The sequence below is a fragment of the Streptomyces sp. NPDC003697 genome, from assembly GCF_053587115.1.
This window is the reverse complement of the sequence record NZ_JBSFNN010000108.1, coordinates 1-18,601: the sequence shown is the minus strand read 5'-3', so window position 1 is coordinate 18,601 and position 18,601 is coordinate 1. Positions and strand designations below refer to the sequence as shown.

General features: G+C 75.0%; 14 protein-coding genes and 1 pseudogene. 2 read left to right on the top strand and 13 right to left on the bottom strand.

The window, feature by feature from the left end; all coding sequences use genetic code 11:
• On the top strand, positions 1–151 hold a 151-nt coding region (locus ACWDNY_RS28520), incomplete at its 5' end, for a hypothetical protein (protein WP_451648683.1).
• A gap of 135 nt (positions 152–286) precedes the next feature.
• On the opposite strand, the gene ACWDNY_RS28515 is transcribed toward ACWDNY_RS28520, so the two are convergent.
• The 8 genes from ACWDNY_RS28515 to ACWDNY_RS28480 all read right to left on the bottom strand — a co-directional run bounded on the left by ACWDNY_RS28515 (position 287) and on the right by ACWDNY_RS28480 (position 8,206).
• Complete coding sequence (locus tag ACWDNY_RS28515; RefSeq protein WP_451648682.1) at positions 287–454, bottom strand: hypothetical protein; 168 nt, start codon at positions 452–454, stop codon at positions 287–289.
• Positions 455–649: 195 nt separating this feature from the next.
• Entirely contained in the window at positions 650–1,138 is a 489-nt protein-coding gene (locus ACWDNY_RS28510) for a GNAT family N-acetyltransferase (protein WP_451648681.1), read from the bottom strand.
• A 225-nt stretch (positions 1,139–1,363) separates the two neighbouring features.
• Entirely contained in the window at positions 1,364–3,277 is a 1,914-nt protein-coding gene (locus ACWDNY_RS28505; protein ID WP_451648680.1) for an ABC transporter ATP-binding protein, read from the bottom strand.
• A 287-nt stretch (positions 3,278–3,564) separates the two neighbouring features.
• Positions 3,565–4,866 carry a cysteine desulfurase family protein gene (locus ACWDNY_RS28500; protein WP_451648679.1) on the bottom strand — a complete coding sequence of 434 codons (1,302 nt, stop codon included), beginning with the start codon at positions 4,864–4,866 and terminating at the stop codon, positions 3,565–3,567.
• 107 nt (positions 4,867–4,973) lie between these two features.
• A complete protein-coding gene (locus tag ACWDNY_RS28495) occupies positions 4,974–5,405 on the bottom strand; it encodes a DUF7144 family membrane protein (protein ID WP_451648678.1) in 432 nt (143 codons plus the stop codon).
• 32 nt (positions 5,406–5,437) lie between these two features.
• The gene (locus ACWDNY_RS28490; RefSeq protein ID WP_451648677.1) at positions 5,438–5,677 is read right to left on the bottom strand and encodes an SHOCT domain-containing protein; all 240 of its coding nucleotides are present in this window, start codon (positions 5,675–5,677) and stop codon (positions 5,438–5,440) included.
• A 268-nt stretch (positions 5,678–5,945) separates the two neighbouring features.
• Positions 5,946–7,298 (bottom strand): hypothetical protein, encoded by a 1,353-nt coding sequence (locus tag ACWDNY_RS28485; RefSeq protein ID WP_451648676.1) that lies wholly within the window; start codon positions 7,296–7,298, stop codon positions 5,946–5,948.
• A 248-nt stretch (positions 7,299–7,546) separates the two neighbouring features.
• Positions 7,547–8,206, bottom strand: a complete 660-nt coding sequence (locus ACWDNY_RS28480; RefSeq protein ID WP_451648675.1) for an HdeD family acid-resistance protein — start codon at positions 8,204–8,206, stop codon at positions 7,547–7,549.
• A 184-nt stretch (positions 8,207–8,390) separates the two neighbouring features.
• Here ACWDNY_RS28480 and ACWDNY_RS28475 point away from each other — a divergent pair, with 184 nt between their 5' ends.
• A complete protein-coding gene (locus ACWDNY_RS28475; RefSeq protein ID WP_451648674.1) occupies positions 8,391–8,978 on the top strand; it encodes a potassium channel family protein in 588 nt (195 codons plus the stop codon).
• A 61-nt stretch (positions 8,979–9,039) separates the two neighbouring features.
• On the opposite strand, the gene ACWDNY_RS28470 is transcribed toward ACWDNY_RS28475, so the two are convergent.
• From ACWDNY_RS28470 to ACWDNY_RS28450, 5 genes and pseudogenes are all read right to left on the bottom strand, one after another.
• Positions 9,040–9,237: a hypothetical protein gene (locus ACWDNY_RS28470; RefSeq protein WP_451648673.1), complete on the bottom strand. Its 198-nt coding sequence runs from the start codon at positions 9,235–9,237 to the stop codon at positions 9,040–9,042.
• Between the two features lie 312 nt (positions 9,238–9,549).
• Positions 9,550–10,068, bottom strand: a complete 519-nt coding sequence (locus tag ACWDNY_RS28465) for a hypothetical protein (RefSeq protein WP_451648672.1) — start codon at positions 10,066–10,068, stop codon at positions 9,550–9,552.
• Between the two features lie 237 nt (positions 10,069–10,305).
• Positions 10,306–12,981: a LuxR C-terminal-related transcriptional regulator gene (locus ACWDNY_RS28460; RefSeq protein ID WP_451648671.1), complete on the bottom strand. Its 2,676-nt coding sequence runs from the start codon at positions 12,979–12,981 to the stop codon at positions 10,306–10,308.
• Between the two features lie 328 nt (positions 12,982–13,309).
• A pseudogene (locus ACWDNY_RS28455) lies at positions 13,310–14,581 on the bottom strand (SWIM zinc finger family protein); the annotation flags it as partial.
• Positions 14,582–16,686: 2,105 nt separating this feature from the next.
• The coding region (locus tag ACWDNY_RS28450; RefSeq protein ID WP_451648670.1) for a DEAD/DEAH box helicase at positions 16,687–18,601 on the bottom strand (1,915 nt) is incomplete at its 5' end.

The following is an 18,601-nucleotide window of genomic DNA, read 5'->3' as shown; positions in this document are numbered from 1 at the left end:
CCTCATCGAGAAGACCCTGGCCACCGCCGCCGAGGAAGGCGTCGGGGACCCGCGCCAACTCGAACAGCTCCTCGCCCGCGCCGTGGCGAACTGGGCGTTCCGCACCCACCGCCGCAAACCCCTCATCATCCCCGTCATCATCGACGCCTGACCCACAGCCCGGCAGCACGGGCTCCCGGTCCCGGTCGCGGCCCCGCCGGTGTCGAGGTCGGGCACGGGAGTCAGCAGCCGCCCCAGCGGGCCGGGGTGGCAACGCACTCCATGCCCGGGGCGCTGCCCTGCTCGTTCACGACTCGCAGAGCACGGAGCCGACGGGAGCGCATCGCGTGCTCGGCCTCGCCGTCGTGGTCACGGGCCAGGTGGACGATCCGTGGTCGCCGAGGATGTCGCGCAGGCGGAAGCGGTCCGGGTGAGCACCGCTGTCGCGGACGGCGGTGAGGTCGGTTCGCGTCACCAGGCGGATGCACTGGTCGTCCTGGTCGCAGACGACCAGTCGGCCCGTGCGTGCGGCGACCAGGACCGCCGCCCCGGCGCAGGCGATCCCCGAGCCAGGGCGGCGGCACAGCCGGAGCGCGCGGCGTCCGGCGGCTCCTGCACGCCTCGGCCACCGCGCAGGCGAAGCCGGTGCCCTGCGGACCGGCACACCGCGTCATGCCGATGGAATGCGAAACTCGAATTCGGGACGGTCCCACGGCACCGCGGGCGGGTTCGCGAGCGCGGTCCCGCTCCGCACCGCACCGACGCGGTGGTAGAAACCCTCGGCGGGAAGATGCGACACGACCTTGACACGGTCGAGTCCGGCGGCGCGGGCCTCGGACTGCATATGCGTGACGAGCAGTCGTCCGATACCCCGTCCCTGCGCTTCGTCGGCGACGAACAGCAGGTCGAGCTCCGGTGGAGCGAGGACGAGCGAGTAGAACCCGAGGACCCGGCCTCCGTGCTGGTCGGCGCCGACGGCCACGAAGACGCGGTGGGCCTCGATGTAATCAGGACCGACGCGGTAGCCCGCGACCGCGGCTGCGTACTTGCCCTGGTAGGCGCCTGAGCCACGCACGAGCCGCGTGAGCCGTTTGGCGTCCCGCGCGGCTGCCCTCCGTATCGCGATCGGCCGGCTGATCGGGGAAGTGCGTGACCTCATGGGGAAAGTATGTCCGACCAGGGGGGTGCCCTTCGTGCGGCGGGTCGGCTGCTCGGGCAGGCGTTCCCGCACCGCTTCCCGGGAACCGTCCTGCCCTCACCGCGGGTGCCGCGTCGCGTGGAACGCCGTCAGGGTCCGGGCGACCGCGATGTCCCGCCGCGGCCCGGGGGCCGTGCGGTGGGCGCCGGGTGCGGCCCGGCAGGCGTCGACCGCGAGCGACTCGGGTCATGTGGATCCGGTGTTCGTACGAGCGTGCGGCGACGTCCCGTGGCCCCCGTCCGGCGCCGGGTCGGCCGGTGCGGGCAGTCCTCGCGGCCCGGGCCCAGGGCATCCGGGGGCCGGCTCGGTGCTCTCGCCGAGGAAGCCGCCCGACTGGTGCTGCCACAGCCTGGCGTAGGCGCCGTCCGCCGCGAGCAGTTCCTCGTGGGTGCCCTGCTCGACGACGCTTCCGCGGTCGAGGACGACGAGCCGGTCCATGCCGGCGACGGTGCTGAGACGGTGGGCGACCACGAGGGCCGTACGTCCGTCCATCAACCGCCACAGGGCGTCCTGGACGAGGAGTTCGCTCTCCGAGTCCAGCGCGCTGGTCGCCTCGTCGAGCAACAGGATCGAGGCGTCGCGCAGGATGGCCCTGGCGAGGGCGACGCGCTGGCGCTGGCCGCCCGAGAGTTTCACTCCCCGCTCCCCCACCAGGGTGCCGAAGCCGTCGGGGAGTCGGTCGGCGAACTCCGTGACGTGCGCGGCCTTGGCCGCCGCGCGGATCTCCTCGTCGGTGGCGCCGGGCCGGGCGAAGGCGATGTTGTCCCGCAGGCTGCGGTGGAACATGGCGGGTTCCTGCGGAACGTAGGCGATCAGTGAGCGCAGGTCGCTCTGACGCAGCCGGCTGATGTCCTGACCGCCGATGAGGATGCGTCCGTCGTCGAGGTCCGACATCCGCAGCAGGAGCCGGGTGAGCGTGGTCTTGCCGCCGCCGGACCTGCCGACCAGTCCGATCCGTGCGCCCGCCGGCACCTCCAGGTCGAGTCCCTGGAAGATCGGCTGCGCACCCGTGTGGGCGAAGGTGACCGCCTCGAAGCGGATGCCGGTGTCCCGCGGTGCGAGCGGTTCGGGTTCCGCCGGGTCGAGCACGGTGGGCGGATCCAGCAGCAGCTCCGTGAACTGCGCGGCCTCGGTCATCGAGCTCTCCAGACGCCGGTAGATCTGGTTGAACTCGAACATGATCTGGGTCGCGTTGGAGAAGTAGGTGAAGGCGACGACGATCTCCTCGACTCCCTGGCCCGGGCCGCCGAAGGTGATGGCGATCAACAGCCCCAGCACGTTGGTCAGCACGTACAGGGGGGCGACCACGGTGTCGACGCGCAGATTGCCGTAGTCCCAGGACCTCAGCGTCAGGCGCCGGGAGTCCGCGACACGTCTGCGGTGTTCCTCGGCCTCGCGCCGCTCGGCCGCGAACGCCCGGATGGTCTCCATGTTGGTGAGGCTGTCGGCGACGTGGCCGGAGACCCGGGCGACCGCCGCCTCACGGTCGTTGACGAGCCTCTGCCGGCGACGGATCAGAGGCGTCGCGGCCACCGCGGTCAGCACGATCATCACCAGCAGGCCGGCGACGAGCATCGGTTCGTAGCTCCACAGCACCACGGCCCCGAACAGCAGGGGGACGAGGCTGCCCACGATCCGGTACGTCACCGTGTCGACGAAGTCCTCGAAGCGCTTGCCGAAGCTGAGCACCCGTTTGGTCAGGGAACCGGCGAAGTTGTCGTGGAAGAACGCCGCGTCCTTCGCGAGGAGTTCGTCCATCCCGCTGACGTACAGGTGCTCCATGCCGAGGGCGTCGACGCGGTTCAGGCAGTGCTGCCCGATCCGCCACACTCCCTCGGCGAGCAGCAGTGTCGCGCCGAAGTACAGCACGTACGGCAGCGCCGAGGTGAGGGTGAGACCGCTGTCGCCGGCGGCCTGCCCTGCCAGTCCGGCGATCAGCAGGGGGGCGACGTAGCGGATGCCGATGTTGCCCACGGCCGGCAGCAGCAGCGCGGGCAGGGCCAGCCGTCGCAGCCGCACCAGTTCCCGGCCGTAGCGGCGCAGGGCCAGGACGACCGCGCTCCGGTCCGGCCTCGGCCCTCGCGTATCTGTTGTCCCCATGACACTCCCGGAGGTTCGGAGGCCGGAAGTTTCCCGTCAGAGGAGGTGCCCGGTCCAGGCATTTACCGCGGACAGGCGAGAACCGGACACAGCGGGGTCCAGCGGACGCAGTGGGCGCAAGCGGTGGCGAACCGAGGGCGCGTTGCCACCGAGTAGCGCCCACCCCTGTGCCGCCCGCCCGCGGGTGCGCTCGCGTCGGCACACCGCCCGTCAGGCCCGCCGTGAGCGCGGACGCCCCCGTGTTCCCGCTCGTCGTCGATCGCGCCGCTGCGGGCGGAGCGGCCCGGTCACCGCGCGGCAGCCGCCCGGACGAGCGCGGTCGCCGACGTCCGGACGTCCTGGGGCGTGGTCCAGCGGCCGAGCGACAGCCGCAGCGCGCCGAGCGCACGGGCCGGGTCCAGGCCCATGGCACTCAGTACGGGCGAGGGGGTGTGGGTGCCGCTGTGGCAGGCCGATCCGGTCGATGCCGCGATCCGGTCGGCCGCCGCGAGCAGTTCGTGGCCCAGGGCGCCGTCGACGCTGACGTTGAGGGTGTTCGGCAGGCGCCGCTCCACCGGACCGTTCAGGCGCACCCGGCCGGGCAGTCCGTCGGTGAGCCGTCGGTGGAGGTCGTCGCGGAGGGCCGCGATGCGGGCCGTGGCGCCGTCGGCCAGCTCCCCGGACGCGATGTCCGCGGCGGTGCCGAGGGCGACGGCCAGCGCGACGTTCTCGGTTCCGGCGCGCAGGCCGCGCTCCTGGCCGCCGCCGTGGACGACCGGCTCCAGGTCCACGCCGTCCCGCACGTACAGGGCGGCCGCGCCCTTCGGCGCGTACATCTTGTGGCCCACGACCGTCAGCAGATCGACGTCCAGGGCCCGGACGTCGAGGGGGACCTTCCCCACCGCCTGCGCGGCGTCGCAGTGGAACAGCGCCCCGTGCTGGTGGGCGAGGGCGGCGAGTTCGGCGACCGGCTGGATCGCGCCGGTCTCGTTGTTCGCCGCCATCACCGACACCAGCACCGTGCTTTCGGTGAGGGCCTCGGCCAGAGCGGCCGGCTCCACGAGGCCCTCCCGGTCGACGGGCAGGACCGTCACCCGGACGCCGTGCAGCCGTTCCAGCGCACGGGCGGTCTCCAGCACGGCCGCGTGCTCCGTGGCCTGCGTGATCACGTGGGGGTGTGTGCGGCCGGAGGCCAGGGCCGCGCCGCGCAGCGCGAGGAGGTCCGCCTCGGATCCGGAGGCGGTGAACACGATCTCGCCGGGCTCGGCGCCGATCAGGCCGGCCACCTGGGCACGGGCCTCGGCCAGTGCGCGGCGGGGGGTGTGGGCGTAGGGGTGTTCGCTGGAGGGGTTGCCGAAGAAGTCGGTCAGATGCGGCAGCATCGCCTCGGCGACCCGCGGGTCGACGGGGGTGGTCGCGTTGTAATCGAGGTAGACGGGCCCGTCGGCCAGTGCGGGGTGCGGCAGCGGGGCGCCGCCCGGGTCCAGCGCCCCGGGGCCGGGGTGTCCAGGCGTCCTTCCGCGGGCCGGCGCCCGGCCGCCGTTCGCCGACGCGTCGTTCAGCCCGGCCTTCGCCGGGCTCTTCGCCTTCTCCGGCACGGCATGTCCCATGGCTCCATGATCCACGGGTGGCCGCGGATCTTGCTCCGCCGGCCACGCGGGACGGAGCGGATCGTGCCCGCAGTGGCGGCGATCCGTTCCGCCCGGCGCGCCGTCACCTACTTCATACGGGCCGTGGCGGATTCCTCCGTGTCGACCACGCACAGCGCCCAGATGACGAACCCGAAGATCGCGATGGCCACGATGGACCACACCGGGTAGTAGGGCAGGGAGAGGAAGTTGATGATGATGAGGAACGCGGCGATGACCACGCCGGCCACGCGCGCCCACATCTGTCCCTGGAACAGCCCGGCGCTGACCAGCACGGCGGCCGCCCCGAGGATGAGGTGGAACCAGCCCCAGCCGGTGAGGTTCAGCTGGAAGACGTAGTTGGGCGTGGCGACGAACACGTCGTCCTGGGCGATGCCCATGATGCCCCGGAAGATGTCGAGCACGCCGCCGATCACCAGCATGACGGCTCCGAACATCATCAGCCCACTGGCCCATTCCTGCTTGGCGGTGTGCGTCCGCGGGGTGTGTGTCGTGGTCATCTCGTGCCTCGTTTCCTTGTCGTCCGGCGTGCTCAGCGACCGGGGTCGGTGGTGATGGAGGTGGCCCGGCCAGCCGGCACTCCACCGGTCAGGATCAGCCCCTTGGCCCGGACGAACTCCTCGTCGGTGATGTCGCCCCGGGCTCGCATCCCGGACAGCCCGGCGAGCTCCTCGACGCTGCTGCCGCTCTTGTCGCCTGCCGCCGTCCTCCGGATGCAGAAGTCGAACGCCTCCTGCTGCGTGTGGGCGTGGGCGACCTCGCGGCGCCCCATGCCGTCCGCGTGTCCATCTCTCTCCTCCAGGGCCCGGCCCGGCTGCGCCTGCGCGCCGTACTCAGCTTGCGCACGGCATGCGGCCGGCGGCCTCACCCGGGACGGGTGAGCGTGGGACGGCGGGCGGAGCGCGTGCGGGGGCCCGGCCTGACCCGCGCCTGCGCGGGGCTTCCGCGCGGACGGAGGGGCGTCGGAGGCCTTCGGCCCCGGCGGGCCCGGCGCGCGGCTGGGGCCTCACGTCCCGGCGGGCCCCGGCCAGCGGCGCCGGTCACGACGTCACCTCGCCCGGTGTGGCGGGTCTCGCGGTGGTGTCGCCCCTCGCGTCGGCGAGGACGGCCAGCAGGAACATCACCACGACGACGATGCCGACGACGAGCGCGACGACCGCGGGCGTGGGGTAGTTCCAGAGAACCAGGGTCAGCACGCCCGCGGCGATGACGAACGCGGTCGTCCAGGAGCGGTGGGTGTCCAGCCAGCGGCCCGCCGACCCCGTGTTCACCCCGGCACGTCTCAGGGCGCGGCCGGTGACCGCGGCGCCCTTGCGCGTGAGCGAGCGCACCACGCGGGCCGCGCGCCCGGGGCCGTAGAGGTAGGCGGCCAGGGCCGTGATCACGGCGGCGACGAGGAGGGTCCGCGCGCTCTCGCGCAGGAAGCGGACGAAGGTGTCGAAGATCGTCGCAGCGGCGTCGTAGGGCAGGGTCTGCGGGGGGACACTGTTCAGGTAGACCTGCCGCACGAAAGCCAGGGCGACGAGAACCACGATCATCATCACGCCGATGCCCGTCGCCACGACCAGCAGCATGAACCGGCGGGCCGGGGCGGCCCAGACCGTGAGGACGGCGAGGACGACGGTCAGCACCGGCAGCCAGGTGCCCACGATGTTCAGCAGCCGCATCGCGTCCTGGGCCCGGGACAGCTTGTCGGTCTGGAACAGGGTGACGGTCCGGTCCGGGCTCGGGATGTCGGAGGCCTTCTTGAAGCCGGCGTCGACGAGGCGCTGCTTGACCTGGTCGATGACGACCCCGATGTCCAGCTGCACCGTGTCGCCCTGGGCGCGCAGGGCGCCGGTCCGGTTGCCGGTGAGCATGTTGACCACCGCCGCGTGCGCGCGCCGGTTGGCCTGCACCCACGCCTGGTCGAAGACGTCGCTGGTGACGACCTTGCTGACGATGCGGTGCACCACGTCGGTGACCGCGCTGCGCAGCGGACCGGCGAGTTGCTCGGAGGCGTCCGCGACGCGGGGCGGGGCGCCGGCGTCCGCGATCGCCTTGCTGAGCGACGCGGTGATGGCCTGGACGTCGACCTGGTCCACCACCCGGGTGGTCAGTCGGTTGATCACCGCGTTCTGCACGTCCGTGTCGGAGGCGAGCGGGGCGACGGTCTCCACGTACCGGTCGGTGTCGAAGACCTCCTGGTGCACCCAGGCCGCGACCAGAGCCAGGGGGGCCAGCACGAGTGTGAGCACCAGCAGGACCGAGGCAACGACACTCCGTGCCCTGCGGTGGCGCACCGTGGCGGCCCGGCGCAGCCGCTCGTACTCCTCGCGTTCCGCCGCGGACAGGGGGCGCCCGGACTCCGGGCCGCCGGAGTCCTCCGGTACGGACGCTGGGGTCGCGGCCATGGGTGTCTCCTCGGCTACGGGTTCCGTGGTCCGTGCGGCGCGGCGGCCGGTGGGACACGACGGTCGGACGGTCGGTGCTCGGCGGGCCGGCGCTTGCGGCGCTCGGGCGGGGGGCCGCGTGTGGCTCGGGTGCCCACGGCGGTCGGCGGTCGGCGGTCGCGGAGGTCCACGCGGGCTCACGGGGGTCCACGGGCGGGCGGATTCCCGCGGCGGTCCGCGTCCCGGTTGCCATGAGTGGCGGGACGGCGTCAGGCCGGAGCGGAGGAGCCGGGCCGGACTCCGCCGGACGTACGCCGGAGCGCTGCCCGCCAGGCGAACGCCACGCCGACTTCCACGACACCGAGCAGAACCAGCCACAGGCCGAGCAGCCGGGTCAGCGCGACGGCCGACTGGGCGGGCAGGACCAGGACGACGATCCCCGCGACGACGGCGAGGGCCGCGGCCAGGAAGACGAAGCCGCGGTGCGGCAGGCCCTTGACGGCGATGGCTGTGTAGGCGGTCAGCATGCCGGTCACGAGCCACACCAGCCCGACGATCAGCGACAGTGCCGTGATGGTCTGCAGCGGGCTCCGCAGGCACAGCACCCCCGCCAGCACGAACAGCACCGCCGTCAGCAGTGCGGGCAGCCGCTCGCCGTGTCCCTCGCGGGCGAACGCGGAGACGAACCGGAACACGCCGGCCACCAGCAGGTACAACCCGACGATGACCGCCAGCACGTGCAGGGTCTCGTCCGGCCAGACGAGCACGAGGATGCCCGGCACCAGCGTGGCCAGCGCCGAGCCGAGGAGCCAGGCCCAGGACTGGCCCAGCTCTGCCAGCACGGTCTCGGGGTCGCCGCCCGCTTCGGGGGCCGTCCCGCCGGTCGGGTACTGCGGCCCGGTCGACGGGGAACCACGCGACTCGCTCATGGACTCCTCCTCGGGCGCTCTCCCGGTCCCGGGAGAGGACGGTGCGGGACCTCACCAGCCACCGTGCCGCCCCGCCGTGGCCGCCGGGTCACCCGTGACGGGTGATTGTCCGCGCCGCCGCAGGGGTGAGGCGGGGCCGGGATCCGCGCCACGGCCCACGGGACCGGGAACGACACAGCACGAGATGAGCGATCTTCCAGGCACCGGTGCGGCGGACGCCGACGCACCGCGCCCGCGCGGTCAGAACGGTCCCCCGCGTCCCAGCCGGCGGGCGACCGCCGTGTCCCTGGTGCGGACCGTGTTCACGACCGCCGGCTTCGTGACCGCCTACTACCTACTGCCCATGGACCAGACCCGGCAGGCGACCGCCTCGGCGATCGTCGCGTTCGGGATGCTGGCGGTGCTTCTCGTGTTCATCCGGGAGATCAGGGTCATCGCCCGCTCGCCCCGCCCCCGGCTCCGGGCCGCCGAGACCCTCGCCGCGACGCTGCCGATGTTCCTGCTGCTCTTCGCGAGCGCCTACTACCTGCTGGAACTCGAGTCCCCGGGATCCTTCTCGGAGCCGCTGACCAGGACGGACGCCCTGTACTTCGCGCTCAGCACCTTCGCCACCGTGGGGTACGGGGACATCACCGCCCACACGCAGCTGGCGCGGGTGATGACGATGCTGCAGATGACGGGCGGCCTGCTGCTCGTGGGTGTCGCCGCCCGGGTGCTGGCGGCCGCCGTGCAGACCGGTCTGCGGCAGCGGGGGCGGGAGCCGCCCGGGTAGGTGGGCGGTGGGCTCGGGGTCGGCCCGCCCTGCGGCGGGCGTGCCGCCGGGCGGCTCCGGGTCACTCCGGCAGGCGGCGCATCTCCAGCACCCGCAGCCCCAGGGACTGGCAGCGGGCGAGGAGTCCGTACAGATGGGCCTCGTCCACCACCGGGCCGAACAGGATCGTCTCACCGGACATGACCACGTGGTCCAGCTCCGGGAAAGCCTGTGCCAGCGTCTCGGAGATGTGTCCGTCGACGCGGATCTCGTAGCGCATGAGCTGCTCTCCCGCGGGTGGCCTTGGGGGCGTTCCGCGCCCTTCTCCCGCGATCCTCCGCCGGGCGGCCGCCCCCGGGCCTCACCCCGCGGAGGTGAGGCACGGGGGCGGCACGGCCCGTGCCGGGGCGTCACCGCCGAGGCCCGGCGGGTGCTGCGGGCGCGGGAGCGGACGCGCTGGGTCGCCGGGTCGCCGGGTCGCCGGGTCGCCGGGTCGCCGGGTCGCCGGGTCGCCGGGTCGCCGGGTCGCCGGGGGACGTACCACGCCGCGGCGGTGCGGGGCGCCGCGTCAGTGCGTCAGTGCGTCAGTGCGTCAGTGCGTCAGTGCCAGCTTCAGCACGATGATCAGGAGTCCGATCACCAGGTTGACCGACGCGGCGACGGCCATCAGGGCCCAGGAGGCCCCCGCACGGCGCGCCGCGGCCGCCGACCAGCCCACCTGTCCGGCCACGGCAACGGCGAGCGCCAGCCAGACCGTGCCCTCCAGGTCCAGGCCCAGCAGCGGGCTGACGGCCACGGCGACGGCCGGGGGCACGGCGGCCTCGACGATCGGCCACTCGTCACGGCACACGTGCAGCACCGCCCGGCGGTCGAGGGCCTGTTGCGCCATCCGCGCGCCGAACAGGTGGGCGTGCACGTGCGCGAGCCAGAACACCACCCCGGTCAGCAGGAGCAGCACGACCAGCTCCGCGCGCGGGAACTCCCCGAGCGCACCGGTGCCCGCCACGACGGAGGCGGCGAGCAGCGATCCGTAGACGCCGCCGGTGTAGTTCGTGTGCGCCCGGCGCTCGGCGAGGCGGGTCCGGGCCTCGGGGGTGCGGGTTCTGGGCATCCGGACCTCTTCCGGGACGTCGGCGGGCTCGGCTTCCGATACGTCGGCGGGCTGGGCGGAGGGGGTCACCCGCACACCGGTGCGAACCGTCACCGGCGCGGGACGAGCCTTCAGGCCAACCGCCGCGAACCGTCACCGGGGCGGGAGCGGCCTCCGCGCCACCGCGGGGGCCGCTGCGGCCGGGGCGGGCGGGGCCGCGTAGGGCGGGCGTTCGCGGGTCCGGCCCACCGCGACGGTTCACATGAGGTGGAGTTCGCGGGCACGGCGCACGGCGTCGTTGCGGCGGTTCACCGCGAGCTTGCGGTAGGCCGTCTTCAGATGTGTCTTGACCGTGTTGACCGAGACGAACAGGTCCGCGGCGATCTCCTCGGTGGACATCAGCTGCGCGAGGCGTTCGAGGACGTCGCGCTCGCGGGCGCTCAGCGGCTCGACGACCGGCGGCGCGGGCGGGGACACGTGTCCGGGTGCGGCGGCGGGGCGGTGGCGCGGAGCGAACCAGTCGCCGGCCGGGTCCCGCGCGGGGTCCGCGTCCAGCACACCGCTGAGCCACGGTCCGGCCTCGACGAAGGGGCGCCGCAGCCGCTCGCGCCGGGCGATCGCCAGGGCCCGGCCCACCAGTCCGCGGGCGGCGGCGTCGTCCCCCGCCTGGTCGGCGGCCTGCGCCCGCACCAGCATCGCCCGGACCGTCACCGCCGGGCCGCCGCGCTCCCCCGCCGGAACGGCGTCCAGCAGTGCCAGCGCCTCCTCGCGCTTCCCGGCCGCCAGCTGCGCCCGGGCGGCCGCCACCGCGCAGGCGAACTGGTGGCCCGCCGCCCGTCGCAGCACCTGCGCGGCCGTCTCCGGACGGCCTGCGGTCAGATGGGCGGCCGAGGCCACGAGGGCCGCCTGGTCGTCGGCCCACGGTGAGGCCACGGCGGCGGTGACCGCCGACCGCGCGAGGTGCAGGGCGGCCGCCGGGTCGCCGCGGGCCAGCAGCAGTCGGCCGCCGGCGACGATCCGTGCGGCCGCGGCCACCGGGTCCGGCGTTCCGCGCTCGGCGGCCGTCGCCTGGTCGAGGAGGGCCTGAGCCGTGTCGAGTTGGTCGCGGTCGACGGCCACGGCGGCCAGCACGAGCTGTCCGACGCCCGAGCCGGAAGACGGCGGCACCCCGAAGCGTTCCGCGTCCTCGATCGCCGTCAGCGCCTTGCGCTCGGCGCGGCCCGGCCAGCCGGTCAGGTAGTCGATGAGCGCGAGGTGACCCAGGGACTCCTCACGGGGCAGGGCCGTCGACGCACCGCCGGGGCTCGCGGCGGCCGCCCACAGGGCGCTCCGCGCGTCCTCGAAGTGCCCGGCCCACAGGCGGGCGGAGCCCAGATGGGCCCGCAGCAGGGCGGTGAACTCGGGATGCCTCTCCAGCACTTCGGCCGGCACGTCCCGCTGCACCCGCTCCGCCTGCTCCACGGCCCGCTCGGCGCGGTCGGGGGCACCGGTCAGCCGGGCCGCGAGGGTCTCCAGCAGGGCCTGGTTCAGCCGGGCCGCCGCGGACGCCCGTGGACCCAGTTCCCGCTCGACGCGCTCCAGATGGGCCAGGCCTCGGTCGAGGTCCCGGCCGGCCAGCGCGCGTGCCGCGCGGACGAGGTCCGCCTCGGGGCCGGCGGCGGCCGGTGCCATGCGTGAGAACAGCCGCCCCAGGTCGTCGCAGCGCAGGCCGGTGAAGAGCTGTCCTACGGCCAGGTCGTCGACGAGGGCTCGGGCGGTGAACTCCCACTCCCCCGCCGCGGCACCGTGGGCGAGCGTCTCGGACAGCGGCCCGCGGCGCCTGAGCCACGCCGCCGCCCGGCGGTGCAGCTCGGTCTCCAGACCGGGGAAGCGGACGCGCAGATGCGCCCTGAGTATCTCCGCGAACAGCGGGTGGAGGCGGTACCAGGGGTGGCCGAGGTGCTGGACGAAGGCGTTGGCCCGGTGGAGTTCGGCCAGCCGGGACTCCGCGTGCCGCTGACCGGTCAGCGCGTTGGCCAGGTCGGGGCAGAACCTGTCCAGCACGCTCACACGCAGCAGCAGGTCCTGCGTCTCGGCCGACTGCTGCCGGAGCACCTCGGCCAGCAGGAAGTCGGCGACGGCGCTGTGCCCGGCCTCGAACTCCTTCAGGTAGGTGTCCGGATCGGTGCTCTGCTGTGCGGCCAGCGCGCACAGGCGCAGGCCGGCGGCCCATCCCTGAGTGCGGTCCACCAGGGCGCCCGCACCGTCCCGGCTCAGCCGCAGACCGTGCAGGTCCAGCAGTGTGGCCGCCTCCTCGGGGGTGAAGGCCAGCTCCGCGTTCCGGATCTCCGTGATCGTGCCGAGGGCCCGGTAGCGGTGCAGGGGCAGCAGCGGCTCGGTGCGGGTGACGACGACCAGGCGCAGGCCGGCTCCCGCGTGGCGGAGGACGAACTCCAGCTGTTCGGCGATCTCCGGGGTGGTCACGAGGTCGAACTCGTCGAGGACCAGCGTGGCTGGGCTGTCCTGGCCGCTGAGTTCGTCCGCCAGCCGGGCCGGCAGGGCCCGGTCCACCCGGCTGGGGTCCGCCGGGCTGCCGACCTTGCCGACCAGGTCCACTCCGCCGGCGCGCAGGGCGCGCAGCACGTAGGCCCAGAAGACGCCGGGCGCGCGGTCGCCGGCGTCACAGGTGAGCCAGGCGACCGGCCGCCCCAGGTCGTGGGCCCAGCCGGCCGCCAGCAGCGTCTTGCCGGCACCGGCCGCACCGTTGATCATCGTCAGCGGTGTGTCGAGCCCCTGGTCGAGGTGGGCGACCAGGCGCTCCCGGCGCACGAACGTGGCCGGGCGCAGGGGAAGGGCGAACCGGGTACGCAGGAACGGGTCACCCAGGGGGTCCACGGGCGGACTCCCTGGGCAGGGACTGCTCTCGTCGGGTGTGGCCACGACGCTCACCACCACTGTGTGTCAGGCGATAGGCAGCGCTCTACGGCTGATGATCCCAGCGTTTCCGCGCGACAGCGCGTCGGGCGGTGCGCGGGGCGCCACCCCACAGGGCGCCGGGCGGTCGCCGGGCGCCGCGCGCCAGGGCGTCGGACGGTGCGCGGGGCGCTGTGCGAAGGGCGTCGGCCGGTCGCCGGGCGCTGTGGCGGGGTCTTTCCGGCTGCCCCGGGAGGGAGCGGGCCGCGTTGCGGGGGCGGTACACCGAGGGGGCCGGGGACCGTCGAGGACGTGGGGAAGGGCTCGGTCCACGGCCGGTGCCGGGACTCGGGGAGGGCCGCTGCCGTGCTCAGAGGAAGGTCGGTGCGCCGAGGCCGGTCAGGGCGCCGACGGGGTCGAGGTCGGGGGTGCCGCGGGGCCACCAGTCGTCGTGGCCCGGCTCGGACTCGTACGGGTACCACAGGCCGTCCCGGCCCAGGCGGAGCTGCACATGGCCGGCGGGGTGGGTGAGGCGGTTGCGCCAGGGCCGGAAGGCCGGCAGGCCGGCGGCGAGGAGGAGCGGGCGGGCCCGGTCGAACCGGCCCGCCGGCGGGTCCCAGGACTCCTCCAGGACGGCCAGCCCCTCCAGGCTCCCCTGCCGCCACGCGGCGACCGCGCGGGCCAGCTCGGCCGGGGTGCGCCCGGCGGCGGAGGCGAGGGAGGCGTACAGCGCGCGGGTCGCGGCGGTCAACCCGGAGCCGGGCCGGGCCGCGGCTAGGCGGACGGCGTCCTGCCACAGCGTGAGGTCGCCGACCGGGTCGCGGCGCGTGGTCAGCAGGGCGTGGGCACGGGCGGCGGCGTCGGTCGCGAGCTGGTCCAGCGCGAAGGGGTCCGGACCGCCCGGCGCCGCCGGGAACACCGGGGGCTGCTCGGGGTGCGGGGGCGGCGGCAGGGGGGCCGGGAGCGGCGCGCGTCCGCTCCGGGCGACGACGTCACTGGCCCGTACACCCGGCAGGGGCGCCGGTTCCCGGTCCTGCGCGGCACGTGCCGCGCGGGCGGCGCTCAGACGGGACAGGGCGTCGAGCAGCTCGCGCTCACCGCGCCCGCGGAGCAGCAGCAGCACGAACGGGTCGGCGTCCAGCAGACGCGCGGTCTGGTAGCACAGGGCGGCTGCATGCTTGCAGGGGTGGCCGCGGTCGGGGCAGCTGCACATCGGTTCCAGGTCGCCCGGGCCGGGGAGCAGGGGGACCCCGCAGTCGGCGAGGGACTGCGGCATCTCCTTGTCGAGCAGCGCGGCGATGCGCCCGGGCTGTTCCGCGGCCGCGTCCAGCAGCCGGTCCCAGTCCGCGTCGCCGAGGGTCCGCAGCCGGATCTGCACCCGGTAGGGCCGCGGCCGGCTGCCCTGCACGTACGCCAGGACGGAGCCGGGGGTGACGGTGATGGCGTCCACGAGTCCCTGTTCCGCGTAACCGCGGCCCCGTGCCAGTCGCGCGGCGTCCAGCGCGCCCCGCTCCAGCGCGGCGATCCAGGCGTTCCCCCACCAGGTCTCGGCGAACCCGGAGCGGTCGGGCGTCCAGGCCGGGAACGGCGGGAAGGTGCGGCGCAGGTCGCCGTCACGGCGCGGGGAGCCCATGGTGCGGGGCAGACGCCGGCCGATGGCGGACGGGCGCGAGTCACCGACGGGCTGGCGCGGGTCACCGGCGGACGGACCCGAGTCACCGGCGGACAGGCGCGGGTCACCGGCGGACGGACCCGAGTCACCGGCGGACAGGCGCGAGTCACCGGCAGACGGACGCGGGCCACCGGCGGACGAACCCCAGTCACCGCCAGACGGACCCGAGTCGCCGGCGGACGGGCGCGCGGTGTGTGCGTGCGGCCGGCCGGCGGCACGGGACGGAGAGTTTGGGTCCTGGGCTGCGAGAAGGGACCCGATCGTGGGCGGGCCCACGGGGCTGCCGGACTCGGCCTGCGACGTGCTGGCGGCAAGGCCGGACTCGCCGGAGACGGCGCGTGATCCGTCGAAGAGCGGGCGGGGCTCACCGATGACGGCGCGCGGTTCGTCGAAGCCCGGGCGTGGGTCACCGATGACGGCGGCGTGCGGCTCGTCGAGGACGGCGCGCGGCACGTCGACGAACGCGCTTCCTCCACCCGCGTCGGCGTCCGCAGATGCGGCGTCGGCACGGGCCTTGCGCCTGGCCGGGCGCACCCCGCCGATGGCGGCAGGCCCATCGTCGGAGACGGCCGGTCCCTCGTCGGGGACGGTTGGCTCATCGCCGCTGACAGCGGGCCGCGCGCCCATGACGGCGGAACCATCTCCGCTGACGGTTGGGGGCGTGCCCGTGACGGCAGGCCCGTCGCCGGGGACGGCGGGTCCCTCACCGCTGACAGCGGGCGGCGCACCGATCACGGCGGACCCGTCGCCGCTGACAGCGGGCGGCGCACCGATCACGGCGGACCCGTCGCCGCTGACGGTGGGCGGCGCGCCCGTGACGGCAGAGGCCTCACCGGTGGCGGTGCCCGCCCCGCCGCTCCGAGCATGCCCGTGATCGACGGCTGCGCGGGTCCCGTCGTCCGCGCGGCCCTGCCGATGCCGAGCCGGCGGCTCGGACGTGGGGAGGGAAGCACCCGGCCGAGGGCATTCGGCCGGTTCGCTGCCCTGCCCCTCCGCCGAAGACGGCATGCGGAAGGCATCGGCGAGCATGTCCCCCAGGTCCCGGGCGCGCGCCCCGCGGTCCCGGTGTGGAGCGTCACCACGCGGCCGTCCGGCTGCCGGTGCGGACCGGTCCGGTCGACGCGCACGGTCACCGCCGGCCTCCGCCGCCGTCGCGTCCACGGCCCGCTCCGCCTGCTGTTCCTCGGCCCGCGCCCGGGCCCGGGCGGCACGCAGTGCGGCACGCGCGACATCGGCCGGGCGGCTCTTCCGGGGACCGGGGTCTTCCCGGCCGGCCGGAGGTGCGTCATCGGGCAGCGACGCGCTCGCGCCCTCCCGGGGCCGTTGCGTGCCACCGGGACCTGCTGGGGCGTTCACCGACGCCGCCCGGCCCTTGCCGGGTACGCTCACCGCGCTCTCGGAGGAAGCCTCCGCGACAACCGCCGGGGGTATGCCTGGCGCATCGCAGGCCGCAGGGCCCTCGGACGGCTCGCCCGGCAGGTCGGACGAGCCCTCGGACGGCTCGCCCGGCAGGTCGGACGGGCGCGTCGGCTGCCTGGTGGAAGCGCCGGCCGGGTCCGTGGACGAGGGACCGGGGGCGGCCGTCAGCCGCTCGGGGGCCCCCTCGGAGAGGTTCGCCGGATCCACGGACGGCCCACGGCCCCGAGCAGGCCTGTCGGACGACTCGCCGGGCCTGTCGGCCGGAGGCGTGCCGAGCGCATCCGGCAGGTCCGCCGGGCCCACGGACGGCTCCTCGGAACCGGAGGTGGAGGAGGCGGAACGGACCGCCTCGTCCCCCGCCGGAGCATCGGCGGACTGCGTCGCATGTCGAAGGGCGGCGCGGGCGGCGTCGGCGGGCCGGGGGCCTCGCGCCCGCGCGGAGCCGGCGGCGTCGCCGGAGCTCGCCCGGGGGGCCGGCCGGACCGCCGGGCCGGAGGACGGGCGGCCCGCGGACGACGCCTCGGCCTGCGACCGCTGCTCCCGTGCGGACTGCAGGGCACGGCGTGCCACATCGCCGGGCCGCGCCTCCGGCGCCCCGGGTTGCGGCTGTTCGGCGCCGGGCTCCCCCCGCTGCTCACCCGGCGCCACCGCGCCCATCACGACTCCCTCCGCAGCGACACCAGGTCGGAGAGTTCGCGGTCGGTCAGTTCCGTCAGAGCGGACTCGCCGGAGCCGAGGACGGCGTCGGCGAGGGCGCGCTTGGCCGCGAGCATCTCGGCGATGCGGTCCTCCACCGTGCCCTCGGTGATGAGGCGGTGGACCTGGACCGGCTGGGTCTGGCCGATGCGGTAGGCGCGGTCGGTGGCCTGCTCCTCGACGGCCGGGTTCCACCAGCGGTCGAAGTGGACGACGTGGCCCGCGCGGGTGAGGTTCAGGCCGGTGCCGGCCGCCTTCAGCGACAGCACCAGCACGGGCGTGGCGCCGCTCTGGAAGCGGTCCACCATGCGCTCGCGCTCCGGCACGGGCGTGCCGCCGTGCAGGAGGTCCACCGGGACGGCGCGGGCGGCGAGGTGGGCGGTGATCAGGCGGGCCATGCCGACGTACTGGGTGAAGACGAGGGCCGAACCGTCCTCGGCGAGCAGGGTGTCGAGCAGTTCGTCGAGCAGGGCGAGCTTGCCGGAGCGCGCGGCGAGCCGGTCGTCGCCGCCGTGCGGAGACTGCTCCTTCAGGTACAGCGCTGGGTGGTCGCAGATCTGCTTCAGCGAGGTGAGCAGCTTGAGCACCAGACCGCGGCGGGCCATGCCCTCGGCGGTTTCGATGGCGATCAGCGACTCGCGCACCACGGCCTCGTAGAGTGCGGCCTGTTCGCGGGTGAGCGGGACCGGGTGGTCCGTCTCCGTCTTGGGCGGCAGTTCGGGGACGATGCCCGGGTCGGACTTCCTGCGGCGCAGCAGGAAGGGGCGGACCAGGCGGGCCAGCCGCTCCACGGCCTCCTCGTCCTCGCCGCTCTCCACCGCACGGGCGTGCCGGGCGCGGAAGGACTTCAGGGGGCCGAGCAGTCCCGGGGTGGTCCAGTCGAGGAGGGCCCAGAGTTCGGAGAGGTTGTTCTCGACCGGTGTGCCGGTGAGGGCGACGCGCGCCGGGGACGGGATCGTGCGCAGTGCCTTCGCGGTCGCCGAGTACGGGTTCTTGACGTGCTGGGCCTCGTCGGCGACGACCATGCCCCAGCTCTCCCCGGCCAGCAGGGCCGCCGCCGATCGCATGGTGCCGTAGGTGGTCAGCACGAAGCCGCCGTCGCGGCCGTCGAGGCTGCGGGCGGGGCCGTGGAAGCGGCGCACGGGGACGCCCGGCGCGAACCGGGTGATCTCCCGCTGCCAGTTGCCCAGCAGGGAGGCCGGGCAGACCACGAGCGTCGGTTCGCTGCGTGCCCGCTTCAGGTGCAGGGCGATGACGGTGATCGTCTTGCCGAGGCCCATGTCGTCGGCGAGGCAGCCGCCGAGGCCGAGGGACGTCATGAGGTCGAGCCAGGCCAGTCCGCGCAGCTGGTAGTCGCGCAGGGTGGCGTGCAGGCCCGGTGGCGGCTCGGCGGGCCGCACCCCGGCCGTCAGCCGGTCGCGCAGCGCCGCCAGGGCGCCCTCGGGCACCGCCTCGACGGTCTCGCCGTCCACCTCCGCGCTGCCGGTGAGCGCGACGGACAGCGCGTCGACCGGGTCGAGCAGGCCCAGGTCGCGTGTGCGGGCCCGGCGGACGAGGGCGGGGTCGACGAGCACCCAGCTGTCCCGGAGCCTGACGACCGGGCGGTGGGCCTCGGCGAGCGCGTCCATCTCGGCCTCGGTGAGCGGGTCCCCGCCGAGGGCCAGCTGCCAGCGGAACTGCAGCAGTGCCCCGCTCTCCAGGAAGCCGTCGCCGTCGGTGGCGGAGCCCGGCGCGGGACGCACCACGGCGGCGGCGGTCAGGTCCTGCGCCAGGTCCCGGGGCCAGTGCACGGCCACGCCGGCGGCCGCAAGCCGCGTCGCCGCGACGCCGAGCAGGTCGCCCACCTCCTCCTCGGACAGGGCCAGGACGTCGGGC